Here is a 13096-nt window from a genome sequence, read left to right on the forward strand (position 1 = left end):
CTATTCAGAATAACGCATATAAATGAAATTGATAGCATGCTGCTTCGTGTATATCAGGTACTACTCTACCTTATCCAACCTCTGATCTGGCTCCGTTTGCTATGGCGTAGCCGCAAAGCGCCTGCCTATCGTAAACGCTGGGCTGAACGCTACGGTTTCTGCGCCGGAAAAGTGGTGCCGGGCGGTATTATGTTGCATTCAGTTTCCGTTGGCGAAACCCTGGCCGCAATCCCGTTAGTTCGAGCGCTGCGTCACCGTTATCCCTACCTGCCGATTACCGTCACCACCATGACACCAACCGGCTCTGAGCGTGTGCAATCCGCCTTTGGTAAAGATGTTCACCACGTCTATCTCCCTTATGACTTGCCGGGTTCCATACGCCGTTTTCTCAAGCAGGTTGAGCCTAAGCTGGTGATCATCATGGAGACCGAACTTTGGCCAAACCTAATCAATGGGCTGTATCAACGCCAAATCCCGTTGGTCATCGCCAATGCTCGCCTTTCTGCACGCTCCGCAGCAGGCTATAAAAAAATTGGCGGATTTATTCAAGATATCCTGCAGCATATTACCTTGATTGCCGCTCAAAATCATGAGGATGGTGAGCGCTTTCTTGCCCTTGGCTTAAAACGCTCTCAACTGGCTATCACCGGTAGCCTTAAGTTCGATATCTCGGTGACACCAGAACTTGCCGCGCGGGCCATTACGCTACGCCGCCAATGGGCACCACGCCGTCCGGTGTGGATCGCCACCAGCACGCATGAGGGTGAAGAAACCTTGTTGCTCGAGGCTCACCGCAGGTTATTGATCACCTACCCGAACTTATTACTGATTTTGGTACCACGCCATCCAGAACGCTTCCCTACCGCTAAGGCACTGGCACAAAAAGCGGGTTTTAGCTATATCACTCGTAGCAGTGGTGAGATCCCCTCCGGTAGTACGCAGGTGGTGATTGGCGATACCATGGGGGAGTTGATGCTGCTGTATGGCATTGCCGATTTGGCTTTTGTTGGTGGCAGCCTGGTGGAACGTGGGGGGCATAATCCCTTGGAGGCTGCTGCGCATGCCATTCCGGTCCTGATGGGGCCGCATACCTTCAACTTCAAAGATATCTGTGCCAAGCTCACCGAAGCGGGGGGACTTATCACGGTCAATGATGTCGATGCTCTGGTAAAAGAAGTAGCGACATTACTGACTGATGAAGATTACCGCCATTACTATGGCCGTCATGCCGTTGAGGTGTTGTATCAGAATCAGGGAGCACTGCAGCATCTGCTACAATTGCTGCAACCCTATCTGCCGCCACGGAGTCACTAAATGAGCGACCGTAAACGTCTTTCGGTTGTGATGATCGCTAAAAACGAAGCCGAGCTGTTGCCTGAGTGTCTGCAATCGGTCTCTTGGGCTGATGAAATCATCGTTCTCGATTCCGGCAGTACAGACGGTTCTGTCGCCTTGGCGGAAAGCCTCGGTGCTAAAGTATTTATGCATACCGAGTGGCAAGGTTTTGGCAAGCAACGCCAAAAAGCGCAAAGCTACGCCACCCATGATTACATTCTGATGATCGACGCCGATGAGCGTGTCACGCCAGAACTACGCCAATCGATTGAACAAGCGCTGGTAACTGCAGAAGACAACGTGGTCTACAGCCTTGGGCGCCGCAACCTGTTCCTTGGCCGCTTTATGCGCCATAGTGGTTGGTACCCAGATCGGGTCAATCGGTTGTATGCCAACGCCCATTATCGTTACAACGATGATTTAGTTCACGAGTCACTCAATACGGCGGGCGCCAAAATTGTGCCATTAAAAGGTGATTTGCTACACCTGACCTGCCGCGACTTTTTTGCTTTTCAGCGCAAACAACTGCATTACGCCGAACAGTGGGCTGCCCAGCGCCATCAGGCAGGTAAACGCTGTGGTTACTTGTCGATCCTTACCCACACCTTGGGAGCCTTCTGCAAAACCTGGTTGCTACGGGCTGGTTTTCTTGACGGTAAACAAGGCTTGCTGTTAGCCATGGTCAACGCGCAATATACTTTCAATAAATATGCCGCACTGTGGGCATTGGGACGTAACGTTACCCAATAACCCTCAAGATACAGCCATGCTGCTTCTTGAAGGTCGTTAGGTCTATTCAGAGAATATGAGTGATGAGCAGCAAAGCAATCTATCCTGGCACTTTCGATCCCATGACCAATGGTCATCTGGATTTAGTCACGCGCGCCTCAAAGATGTTTGATCACATCATCTTGGCTATTGCCGCCAGCTCGAGCAAAAAACCTCTGTTTACGCTGGAAGAGCGCGTAGCCTTGGCTACACAGGTAACCGCGCATCTGGATAATGTTGAAGTACAGGGTTTCAGTGAGCTGATGGCACACTTTGCCGCCCATCAGAATGCCAATATTCTGGTACGTGGCCTGCGCGCCGTGTCTGATTTTGAATATGAATTACAGTTGGCAAATATGAATCGCCACCTGATGCCACAGCTTGAAAGCGTCTTTTTGATGCCATCGGAACAGTGGTCATTCATCTCTTCAACACTGGTGAAAGAAGTCGCTCGCCATGGCGGTGATATCACCGCCTTTCTGCCTGATGTCGTTGCCAAGGCATTAATGGAAAAACTCGCCAAACAGTAATCAATGCTGGCAGTTGCGGCAGAAAAAGGTGCTGCGCTGCCCGTGTTTTGTGCTATCAATCAAGGTACCACAGACGCGGCAGGGCTCTCCTGCTCGGCCGTAAACCTGCAGTTGTTGCGCAAAATACCCAGGTTTGCCATCTGATTGCAGAAAATCACGCAATGTCGTGCCGCCTTGTTTAATGGATTGTAGTAAAACCGCCTTGATGGTTGCTGCCAACAACTCTGCCTCTGCTTGGCTTAATGACCCTGCTTGACGACCCGGCAAGATCCCCGCACTGAACAGTGATTCACTGGCATAGATATTACCCACCCCAACCACCAGTTTGTTATCCATCAACCAAGGCTTAATCAATGTGCGTTTGTCGCGGGATTTCTGGTAGAGATAAGTACCATTGAAAGTTTCGCTCAACGGCTCCGGGCCAAGATGAGCTAACACCGAGCTCTGCGCAAGATCTGCACACCACAGCCAGGCACCAAAACGGCGCGGATCGGTATAACGCAGGATCATGCCATTGCTCATCACCAGATCAACATGATCATGCTTACCGGCTTCAGTCTCCTCTGTCAGCATGCGCAAACTGCCAGACATGCCTAAGTGAACAATAATCCAGCCATCATCTAACTCAATCAGCAAGTATTTAGCACGGCGTTGCACACTACGTACCAACCGATCACTCAATGACAGGATCTGTTCTGAAACCGGCCAACGCAGGCGAGAATTACGTACCACCGCATACTGAATGTGGTGACCAACAAGATAAGGCTCAATGCCACGGCGGCTGGTTTCGACTTCAGGTAATTCAGGCATACCAGGCTCCTTCTCTGCTTTTGTTACTCCAAGCTACAAGGGATATCGGCGACAACAACTTGGCTTACTGAGTGATACAACGAAAAAAACCCGGCCTAGACCGGGTTTTTATTATAATCCACTAAAATTATTTAATTTTAGCTTCTTTGTAGAGCACGTGTTGACGGACAACTGGATCGAATTTCTTCAGTTCCAATTTTTCCGGCTTAGTACGCTTGTTCTTCGTAGTGGTATAGAAGTGACCAGTACCAGCAGAAGAAACCAGCTTGATCTTCTCGCGAACACCTTTAGCCATGATTCAGTTCCTTAATACTTCTCACCACGGGCACGTAGATCGGCCAAAACCGTCTCAATACCCTTCTTATCAATAACACGCATACCTTTAGCAGATACACGCAGAGTGACAAAGCGCTTCTCAGCCTCAACCCAAAAACGGTGTGAGTGCAGGTTAGGCAGAAAACGGCGTTTAGTCGCGTTCATTGCGTGGGAACGGTTGTTACCGCTCACCGGGCGCTTGCCAGTAACTTGGCAGACTCGGGACATGTCTATTCTCCAAAAATCAAATCAGCTCGAGCTCAAAGGGGTATGGCCGCCTCGTCAGGCTTTTAGAGCCCATCTCAGCAAACTTCATACTGAGGAGACTCTCGTCATCAGGTCAGAAACCACACATCAGGTCAGAAACCTGCTGAGATAGGCTCTTAACGCCAAACCCAAGATTCTCAAAGGTGGCGTAGTATACGCTCTGAAGCGTAAGTGCTCAAGTCCCGAACAAATAAAGATCCCACAAGGATCGCGAAAAAGTGACTTAAAGCCATCCACGCTCAGCAAAAGAGACGCATTCTCCCCGGCCAATCACCACATGATCGAGCACTCGGATCTCCAATAATCGGCAGGCATTGACCACTTGCTCGGTTATTGAACGGTCAGCGTGGCTAGGTTCCGCCTTACCCGATGGGTGATTATGCGCCAAAATGATGGCCGCTGCATTAGCCTTCAACGCTTCACGCACAATTTCTCTTGGGTGCACGACGACACTATTAATGGTACCAGCAAACATCTCCTGATGGCGAATCACCCGGTGTTGATTATCCAAAAAAAGCACTAAAAAAACCTCCCGTTCGTGATGAGCCAGCAAACTATGCAAATAATGCTGGGTAATTTTCGGATTGAGTAGAGCATTCTCCAACAGATGGGGGCCAGAAAATAACCGGAAAGCCAATTCAGAAATCGCCTGTAGCTGTGTATACGTCGCTATCCCTAACCCTTTCTGGCTGCAAAATTGTTGGTAATCAGCCGAAATAAGGTGATACAGCGAGCCAAAATGTGCCAATAACTGTTCAGCACGTTGTGAAACATGCACGCCTGGTGAACCTGTTCGTAAAAAAATTGCCAACAACTCGATGTCAGACAGCGCCGCCGCACCATCACGCATCAGTTTCTCTCTGGGCGCCAGAGCCCCTGGCCATATAGACATATCTTGACTACTCATCGCCTCCTCCCTGCAAGCCACAGAGTATGCCTCGAGGGATTTTGGACTGCGACAGGTGCTTGATAACATTGCGATGCATAGCGAAAACCACCATGCAACTGGCTGCATACACAGCAGAATCGCGCTCCCTGGCAGTGGTTATGCTAATATGCTGCATCTTTAGATTTTCAATCGGACAATCATGATGACGGGACTTTCCGGTAAACATATTGTGCTGGGTATCAGTGGCGGTATCGCTGCTTACAAATGCCCAGAGTTGGTACGGCGACTGCGCGACAGGGGGGCAGAGGTACGGGTGGTAATGACCACCGCCGCCAAAGCATTTATTACCCCACTGACACTGCAAGCGGTTTCCGGCCACCCGGTTTCCGACGATCTCCTCGACCCTGCGGCGGAAGCTGCCATGGGACATATCGAATTAGGTAAATGGGCTGATTTGGTGATCCTGGCTCCCGCCACCGCTGATCTGCTGGCTCGTATCACCGCCGGTATGGCTAACGATTTGTTAACCACCGTCTGCTTGGCAACCGATGCCCCCATCGCCGCAGCCCCGGCCATGAACCAGCAAATGTATCGCGCAACCGCCACCCAAGCGAATCTGCAAACCTTGCAAGCCCGTGGTTTGCTATTATGGGGGCCAGATTGTGGCAGCCAGGCTTGTGGCGACGTTGGGCCTGGGCGCATGTTGGACCCTCTGCAGATCATTGAACTGGCAGAGAGCTATTTTTCTGCGCCACAAGATCTGAAACAATTAAAAATTATGATTACCGCGGGTCCTACTCGCGAGGCGCTGGACCCAGTGCGCTTTATCAGCAACCACAGCTCCGGCAAAATGGGCTTTGCCATCGCCCATGCTGCTGCTGCTCGTGGTGCACAAGTGACGTTAGTGGCCGGGCCGGTAAACCTGCCAACGCCCCCTGGCGTAACTCGTGTGGATGTCATCAGTGCACTGGAAATGGAACAAGCAGTAAAGCAACAGGTCGAACAACAAGATATTTTTATTGCCTGTGCCGCCGTCGCTGACTATCGGGCAGAGCAGGTTGCCAATGAAAAAATCAAAAAACAGGGTGATACCATCACCCTTAAAATGGTAAAAAATCCCGACATCGTTGCGGGTGTTGCCCTGATGAACAAAAATCGACCTTTTGTCGTCGGGTTTGCGGCAGAAACCCAGAATGTGGAAGAATACGCCCGGCAAAAACTGGCGCGTAAAAAACTGGATTTAATCTGCGCTAACAATGTATCGCTTGCAGAGCATGGTTTTAATAGTGATACCAATGCACTGCATCTTTTTTGGCAAGATGGAGAAAAACGCCTCGCCCATAGTGACAAGGCATCCCTTGGCCAACGTTTAATAGACGAGATAATCAGCCGTTATGATGAAAAAAATCGACGTTAAGATCCTCGACCCACGTATCGGTCAAGATTTCCCATTACCGACCTATGCTACCCCAGGCTCTGCTGGTCTTGATCTGCGCGCCTGTCTGGACAGTGCTGTCGAGTTGGCACCCGGCGAAACCACTTTACTCCCCACCGGTCTGGCGATTCATATTGCCGATACCGGTCTTGCCGCAGTGATCCTGCCGCGCTCGGGTCTGGGCCATAAGCATGGGGTGGTACTCGGCAATCTGGTTGGCTTGATCGATTCCGATTACCAAGGCCAATTAATGGTGTCGGTATGGAACCGTGGCCAGAAATCTTTCACCATTGAACCCGGTGAACGCATCGCACAAATGGTGTTTGTGCCAGTTGTACAAGCGGAGTTCAATCTGGTGACTGAGTTTGATAGTAGCGAGCGTGGAGCCGGTGGTTTCGGCCATTCGGGACGCCAATAGGGTTGCTCTATCTTAAGATGATCACTGAAAACCTTGCTGCCCAAAAGAGGAAGACATCTCTATGGCAAGGTTTACCCGACAATAAAATACCGAATACCAGGTCACACGCAGAATCATTGTCGGAGAAACTTTTGGCTTATATCCAGGTTGATTCAAATTGCCCGACAGCAGTTTGAAAGACGGTGGGTGTCGGCTGTTTTAGCAAGGGTCTTATTACACATGGCAGAAAAAGAAAATACCAAAAGGAATCGGCGCGAGGACATACTGCAGGCGTTAGCCCAGATGCTGGAATCCAGCGATGGCAGCCAGCGTATCACCACAGCCAAGCTTGCCGCGAACGTAGGTGTCTCTGAGGCAGCCCTTTACCGGCACTTCCCTAGCAAGACACGAATGTTTGATAGCCTGATCGAGTTTATTGAAGACACCCTGATAACGCGCATCAATTTGATCCTGCAGGATGAAAAAGAGACACTCAACCGTCTGCGCCTAATTATGCTACTCCTACTTGGGTTTGCTGAGCGCAATCCAGGCCTGACACGTATCATCACCGGGCATGCACTGATGTTTGAGCAAGATCGCCTGCAGGGTAGGATCAACCAGTTGTTTGAACGTATTGAAGCACAGCTGCGTCAGGTGCTGAAGGAACGTAAACTGCGTGAAGGGAAAGGCTTTAACGTTGATGAAACGTTGCTGGCCAGCCAATTATTGGCATTTTGCGAAGGGCTATTTTCACGCTATATCCGGTCTGAATTCCGCTACAGTCCAACACAGGATTTCGATGCCCGCTGGCCACTCCTGGCAGCACAGTTGCAATAATCTTTTGAAGTAGCGCTACTTAAATAGTGATGAATGAGGTGCCGGGGTTAACCCGGCATCACTCTTTATACTCCGTACTGTTCGCGATACGCCCGCACCGCTGCCAAATGTTCAGCCATCTCCGGTTTCTCTTCCAGATAAGCAATCAGCTCCTTGAGCGTAATAATTGAGATCACTTTACAGTGATAATCGCGCTCTACTTCCTGAATTGCCGAAACATCAGCACGGCCGCGCTCTTGGCGATCAAGGGAGATCAGCACCCCAGCCAAAGTGGCATGATGAGCCTGGATAATCTCCATTGACTCACGAATCGCCGTCCCTGCGGTGATCACATCATCCACCAGCATCACCCGCCCTTGCAGTGGACTCCCCACCAAAGTGCCACCTTCGCCATGATCCTTGGCCTCTTTACGGTTAAAGCAATAAGGCATATCTCGGTCATGATGTTCCGCCAGTGCGACCGCGGTGGTCGTAGCAATGGGAATGCCCTTATAGGCTGGGCCAAACAGCAGATCAAAATCAATACCAGAATCCACCAAGGCTTCAGCATAGAAACGCCCTAATAACGCCAGATCGCGCCCGGTATTAAACAGGCCAGCATTAAAAAAATAAGGGCTGGTACGTCCCGATTTCAAGGTGAACTCACCGAATTTCAGTACCTGTTTGCTAAGCGCGAATTCAATAAACTGGCGCTGATAGGCTTTCATGACTCACTTTCCTCGTCTGAACTGTAATGTTTATGCTGTGGTTGCAAATTTAAGTTGTAAAAAAGGCGACTTCGTCGCCTTTGAAAAATTATTCTGCCAACGCCGCTTTCTGCGCTTGAAAGATGGTTTCGATACCCCCACGGGCCAATGCCAGCAAGGCCAGCAACTCATCATGGTTGAACGGCTCACCTTCAGCGGTCCCCTGCACCTCGATCATGCGGCCATCTTCCATCATCACCACATTCATGTCGGTTTCTGCTGCAGAATCTTCAACATATTCCAGGTCGCATAACGCTTCACCATTAACGATGCCCACCGAAACTGCCGCCACCAAGCCTTTCATCGGGTTGGTTTTCAATTTCCCTGCAGCAACCAACGCATTCAGCGCATCGGCCAGGGCCACACAGGCACCTGAAATTGAAGCGGTACGGGTGCCACCATCGGCTTGCAATACGTCGCAGTCCAAAGTAATGGTGAATTCACCGAGTTTTTTCAGATCGACAGCAGCCCGTAGTGAACGTGCAATCAGGCGCTGAATTTCCAACGTGCGCCCACCTTGTTTTCCTTTCGCTGCTTCGCGCGCATTACGGCTATGGGTAGAACGCGGTAACATACCGTATTCAGCGGTCACCCACCCTTGCCCCTGACCTTTCAGGAAGCGTGGAACGCCCTCTTCGACGGTGGCGGTGCACAAAACTTTGGTATCGCCAAACTCGACCAGCACTGAACCTTCAGCGTGTTTGGTGTAGTGACGGGTCATTGTCAGGGGGCGAATTTGTTGTGGTGCTCTGCCTGCAGGACGCATGGGCTGTTTTCTCCGGCTTCTTATCAACAATTTGAGGCGTATTATACGAGCTTCGTGACGTTATGCCTATCCTGCCCTCAGGTGCAACGCTATAATCAACGCATCTTTAGCTATTACAGGGTAAGCAACAATGATCCGCAGTATGACCGCCTATGCCCGGCGTGAAATCAAGGGCGAATGGGGTAGTGCAGCCTGGGAGCTACGCTCTGTTAACCAGCGCTACCTTGAAACCTATATCCGCTTGCCGGAACAATTCCGTAGCCTTGAGCCGGTGATCCGCGATCGTATCCGTGGCCGCCTGACTCGTGGCAAAGTGGAATGTAACCTACGTTTCGAACTCGACCCAAGTGCACAGAGCTCGATGATCCTGAACGAAAAGCTGGCAAAACAACTGGTTGAAGCCGCCAACTGGGTGAAAATGCAAAGCGATGAAGGGGAGATAGACCCCATCGATGTATTGCGTTGGCCTGGTGTCATGTCCGCAGAAGAACAGGATCTGGATGTCATCAGTGAAGAGCTGATGCAGTTACTGGAAAATACGCTCGACGATTTTATTACGGCACGCGAAAGCGAAGGTAGTGCACTGAAAGGCATGATCGAACAGCGGCTGGAGGGCGTAAACACTGAAGTGGCAAAAGTACGCACCCAGATGCCCAATATCCTGCAATGGCAACGTGAACGGCTGGTCAGTAAGCTGGAAGAAGCGCAAGTGCAATTAGAAAACACACGTCTTGAGCAAGAACTGGTGCTAATGGCACAACGCATTGACGTTGCAGAAGAGCTGGACCGTCTGGAAGCGCACGTCAAAGAGACGTTCAATATCCTGAAGAAAAAAGAAGCGGTGGGCCGCCGTCTCGACTTTATGATGCAAGAATTCAATCGTGAAGCGAATACCTTGGCCTCAAAATCAATCAATGCGGAGGTCACAGCCTCAGCCATTGAACTAAAGGTATTGATTGAGCAAATGCGTGAGCAAATCCAGAATATCGAGTAATCATTCAGGAAGCATCAACAAGCCGCATAAATCCAGAATGCCCGCATAACAGCGGGCTTTTTTGTTATCATGAGCTAGCATAAAGAAGCAAGAAAGCACACTATTGCCATGTACCTCGCTTTGCCCCTCAAAAATTGGTCGAGATCGCCTTAAAATGAGTTTGGCCTGATGACTTGAACCAGCCTTGGCAAGATGTATCAATTTACCAGGCAATTCGTGACGGTATGGATCTTGCCCCATATCGGAGTTTTATTCTGTAAAATGACCATGGCCACGGCGAGTCGATAACAAAAAACTCTGAGAGGTGGTATCGATGCGAAAGAATCGGCGTGAAAAGGCTGCGCAGCACACGGCAACGATTACCGGCACAATCGCCAACACACCCAGGCGCATAAAGACACGAATGGGCCGAGTTATGGCCGCCGCCACAGTGCTGGTGGAGTCGGACAAGCCCAACCCGTACCCGATGCAGGTAATCGGCTTTGTCTGTTGGCGCTGGGATTGATGATCCACCGGCGGAGTTAACGGTTATCAGATAACGGTGCATACAGCTTCTCCGTCAAGAGTTTCCTACTCTAATGAACTCCACCAATCTCATAACGGATAAGGAACAATTGATCACGGATAGGCTTAACGTCATAACGGATTGTAGATCACTCGCCTTCTTACCACACAAGGCTACCCACTTAAAAAACTGTTCAAACATACAGTTATATTTTTAATTTGGCGTTTTAATGATCCTTCCTGGACTTTCTTATCACTTAAACTAGGGTAAGATACGACCAATTTATACCCACAATACTCACATGGAGGTACAGTGTTCCGGATATCTGATCTGACAGATCTGCGTGCACTATCTGAATCCTCAGAGCTGGAGTTTAAATTGGCTCAAGGGAAAGATGGTAGAGGCAAGTTGCCGGATGACTTCTGGCCAACTTATAGCGCCATGGCAAATTGTCGCGGTGGATATGTTGTTTTAGGTATTCGTGAAAAGAAAGGTGAGTTCACTGTTGCGGGTATTCCGGATGTTAATACCGTCAAAAAGCAGCTCTTTGACCTTGCAGGCAGCAAGAAAAAGGTAAACGTTAATCTTCTTACTGATCAGCTTGTTCAAACTGTCAAATTAGACGGCAAAGAGATACTTGTCATTGAGGTACCGATTGCAAGACGTGAGCAAAAACCAGTCTATTTAAACAATCAACCAATAACAGAAACATGGTTCAGAATGCATGAAGGTGACCATCGTTGTTCTGAAGAACAAGTTCGCAGGATGATGGCTGAACAAGTTGAAGAAAGCCGTGATAACCGCATTGTCCAGAACTTCGATATGAACGATATAAACCTAGAGAGTCTTCTGGCCTATCGAAACCTTCTTTCAGCCTCTAATCCAGTCCATCCCGCGTTAGAGCTAGACAATTTTGCATTCTTACGCAGCATCGGCGGATATAGAAAAGATCGCCAAACAGGTACTGAAGGTATGACTTTGGCAGGCATCCTCATGTTTGGAACATGGGAGGCCATACAAGACGTAGCTCCAAACTATTTCGTAGATTACCAAGAACGACCAGAAGCGAGAACAGAGAGAAGGTGGGTTGATAGACTCTGCCCTGATGGAACGTGGTCGGGTAACGTATTCGATTTCTACAGGCGTACATACCGAAAACTAATAGCCGACTTGAAAGTGCCTTTTGAACTAAAAGAAGGTATCAGGCAAGACGATACACAAATACATACCGCTCTGCGTGAAGCGCTGGTAAACACCTTGGTACATGCGGACTATACAGGCCGGATTTCAATCATGGTCGTAAAAAGACCTGATTTATTCGGCTTTCGCAATCCTGGGCTCATGCGTGTACCTCTTGAACAAGCGATAAAAGGTTACGAGAGCGATTGCCGTAATCGTCTTATGCACCAGATGTTTTTGATTATCGGTGCTGGGGAGCGCTCAGGCTCAGGGATTCCCAAAATATTTAGTGGTTGGAAGTTGGCCAACTGGCGTCTCCCCCGGTTGTATGAAAAAACAGAACCGGAACAAACACTGCTTGAACTCTCTATTGGTAACCTTGTCTCGGAAGAAACAGCGGCTCTTCTGCATTCCAAATTCGGAGACAAAGTTGATCACCTAAGCGAGCTTGAACGCAGTATCGTAATTACAGCAGCGGTAGAAAAATGGATAGATCATGAACGGGCTTGCCAACTCACCAGCTTGCATTCTCGTGAAGTTACTCTTACGCTTCCTCGCCTCGTAACTGGCGGTTTTTTGATTCCACACGGTGAAAAAAGAAACAAATCATACACATTACCAGGGCAAGAGCTCCCCTCTCCTGAAGATGTTTTTGGTGTTAATCCGTTATCAACAAGCACACCCGATTCCCTACACGGCCAAATCATCACGGATAATACCTCTTTGATCACGGATAGCAGCTACTTGATCACGGATAACGACGAGATAATAACGGATAACGAGCAAGAACGAGACGATCTGGGCCGTTTTGTTACAGACAAACTTCCTTATCCTTATATCGACAACCTCGATCACCTTTCTTTGTCGCTAAGGCAGCAACTAGAAGCAGCATCAGCATTAGCAAGAGAGAAAAAAAGACTCTCAAATGAAGTTATGGATGAAATTATCCTTGCGCTTTGCGCAGGCCATTACATGCCGCTTAGTATTATTTCTAAACTGATGTCCCGCACCCCACAAAACTTGCGAGAGAAACAACTAGTTCCTTTAGTAAGGATGGGAAAAATTCGTTTAGCCTTTCCTCATGCAAGAAGACATAAACGGCAGGGCTACATAGCTTGTGAAGTGGTGAATACCAGCATGTGTACAAAAAACAGCCCGAAAAGGTGAGCATTCCTTTTTACCGTGTACACAAGGGTGTACACAATAGAAAAGCGCATTATAAGAAATCCAGTAATCAAAAGGATTTTAAGCCGACACTCAATGTATAAATCCAATATCGAGTAACCATTCAGGAAGCATCAACAAGCCGCATAAATCCAGAAT

Annotated in this window: 15 protein-coding genes; 8 read left to right on the forward strand and 7 right to left on the reverse strand. The window is 49.2% G+C overall.

What is annotated here, in order from left to right:
• Positions 1 to 36: 36 nt before the first annotated feature.
• From waaA to coaD, 3 genes are all read left to right on the forward strand, one after another.
• A complete protein-coding gene (gene waaA, locus IO95_RS21705) occupies positions 37 to 1314 on the forward strand; it encodes a lipid IV(A) 3-deoxy-D-manno-octulosonic acid transferase (protein WP_023490035.1) in 1278 nt (425 codons plus the stop codon).
• Positions 1315 to 2085: a glycosyltransferase family 2 protein gene (locus tag IO95_RS21710; RefSeq protein ID WP_023490034.1), complete on the forward strand. Its 771-nt coding sequence runs from the start codon at positions 1315 to 1317 to the stop codon at positions 2083 to 2085.
• Positions 2086 to 2147: 62 nt separating this feature from the next.
• The gene (gene coaD, locus IO95_RS21715; protein WP_023490033.1) at positions 2148 to 2633 is read left to right on the forward strand and encodes a pantetheine-phosphate adenylyltransferase; all 486 of its coding nucleotides are present in this window, start codon (positions 2148 to 2150) and stop codon (positions 2631 to 2633) included.
• On the opposite strand, the gene mutM is transcribed toward coaD, so the two are convergent.
• The 4 genes from mutM to radC all read right to left on the reverse strand — a co-directional run bounded on the left by mutM (position 2634) and on the right by radC (position 4917).
• Positions 2634 to 3443 (reverse strand): bifunctional DNA-formamidopyrimidine glycosylase/DNA-(apurinic or apyrimidinic site) lyase, encoded by an 810-nt coding sequence (gene mutM, locus IO95_RS21720; protein WP_023490032.1) that lies wholly within the window; start codon positions 3441 to 3443, stop codon positions 2634 to 2636.
• 127 nt (positions 3444 to 3570) lie between these two features.
• A complete protein-coding gene (gene rpmG / locus IO95_RS21725; protein ID WP_002208990.1) occupies positions 3571 to 3738 on the reverse strand; it encodes a 50S ribosomal protein L33 in 168 nt (55 codons plus the stop codon).
• An 11-nt stretch (positions 3739 to 3749) separates the two neighbouring features.
• Entirely contained in the window at positions 3750 to 3986 is a 237-nt protein-coding gene (rpmB, locus tag IO95_RS21730; RefSeq protein WP_004931195.1) for a 50S ribosomal protein L28, read from the reverse strand.
• Positions 3987 to 4248: 262 nt separating this feature from the next.
• Positions 4249 to 4917 (reverse strand): DNA repair protein RadC, encoded by a 669-nt coding sequence (gene radC / locus IO95_RS21735; protein WP_200874164.1) that lies wholly within the window; start codon positions 4915 to 4917, stop codon positions 4249 to 4251.
• 196 nt (positions 4918 to 5113) lie between these two features.
• Here radC and coaBC point away from each other — a divergent pair, with 196 nt between their 5' ends.
• From coaBC to slmA, 3 genes are all read left to right on the forward strand, one after another.
• Positions 5114 to 6331, forward strand: a complete 1218-nt coding sequence (coaBC, locus tag IO95_RS21740; protein WP_023490030.1) for a bifunctional phosphopantothenoylcysteine decarboxylase/phosphopantothenate--cysteine ligase CoaBC — start codon at positions 5114 to 5116, stop codon at positions 6329 to 6331.
• Positions 6309 to 6767 (forward strand): dUTP diphosphatase, encoded by a 459-nt coding sequence (gene dut, locus IO95_RS21745; protein ID WP_023490029.1) that lies wholly within the window; start codon positions 6309 to 6311, stop codon positions 6765 to 6767. Before coaBC ends, dut begins: the two co-directional genes overlap by 23 nt.
• A gap of 219 nt (positions 6768 to 6986) precedes the next feature.
• On the forward strand, positions 6987 to 7583 hold the full coding sequence (slmA, locus tag IO95_RS21750; protein WP_023490028.1) for a nucleoid occlusion factor SlmA: 597 nt from the start codon (positions 6987 to 6989) through the stop codon (positions 7581 to 7583).
• Positions 7584 to 7648: 65 nt separating this feature from the next.
• On the opposite strand, the gene pyrE is transcribed toward slmA, so the two are convergent.
• The gene (gene pyrE / locus IO95_RS21755) at positions 7649 to 8290 is read right to left on the reverse strand and encodes an orotate phosphoribosyltransferase (protein ID WP_023490027.1); all 642 of its coding nucleotides are present in this window, start codon (positions 8288 to 8290) and stop codon (positions 7649 to 7651) included.
• An 88-nt stretch (positions 8291 to 8378) separates the two neighbouring features.
• Positions 8379 to 9095: a ribonuclease PH gene (gene rph, locus IO95_RS21760; protein ID WP_023490026.1), complete on the reverse strand. Its 717-nt coding sequence runs from the start codon at positions 9093 to 9095 to the stop codon at positions 8379 to 8381.
• A 130-nt stretch (positions 9096 to 9225) separates the two neighbouring features.
• Between rph and IO95_RS21765 the strand changes: the two genes are divergently transcribed.
• Positions 9226 to 10089 (forward strand): YicC/YloC family endoribonuclease, encoded by an 864-nt coding sequence (locus IO95_RS21765; RefSeq protein WP_023490025.1) that lies wholly within the window; start codon positions 9226 to 9228, stop codon positions 10087 to 10089.
• A 249-nt stretch (positions 10090 to 10338) separates the two neighbouring features.
• Here IO95_RS21765 and IO95_RS25435 read toward each other — a convergent pair whose 3' ends face one another.
• Entirely contained in the window at positions 10339 to 10602 is a 264-nt protein-coding gene (locus IO95_RS25435; RefSeq protein WP_152554916.1) for a hypothetical protein, read from the reverse strand.
• 304 nt (positions 10603 to 10906) lie between these two features.
• Here IO95_RS25435 and IO95_RS21775 point away from each other — a divergent pair, with 304 nt between their 5' ends.
• Complete coding sequence (locus IO95_RS21775; protein ID WP_051791157.1) at positions 10907 to 12940, forward strand: RNA-binding domain-containing protein; 2034 nt, start codon at positions 10907 to 10909, stop codon at positions 12938 to 12940.
• Positions 12941 to 13096: the final 156 nt, after the last annotated feature.

The organism is Serratia sp. DD3, assembly GCF_000496755.2.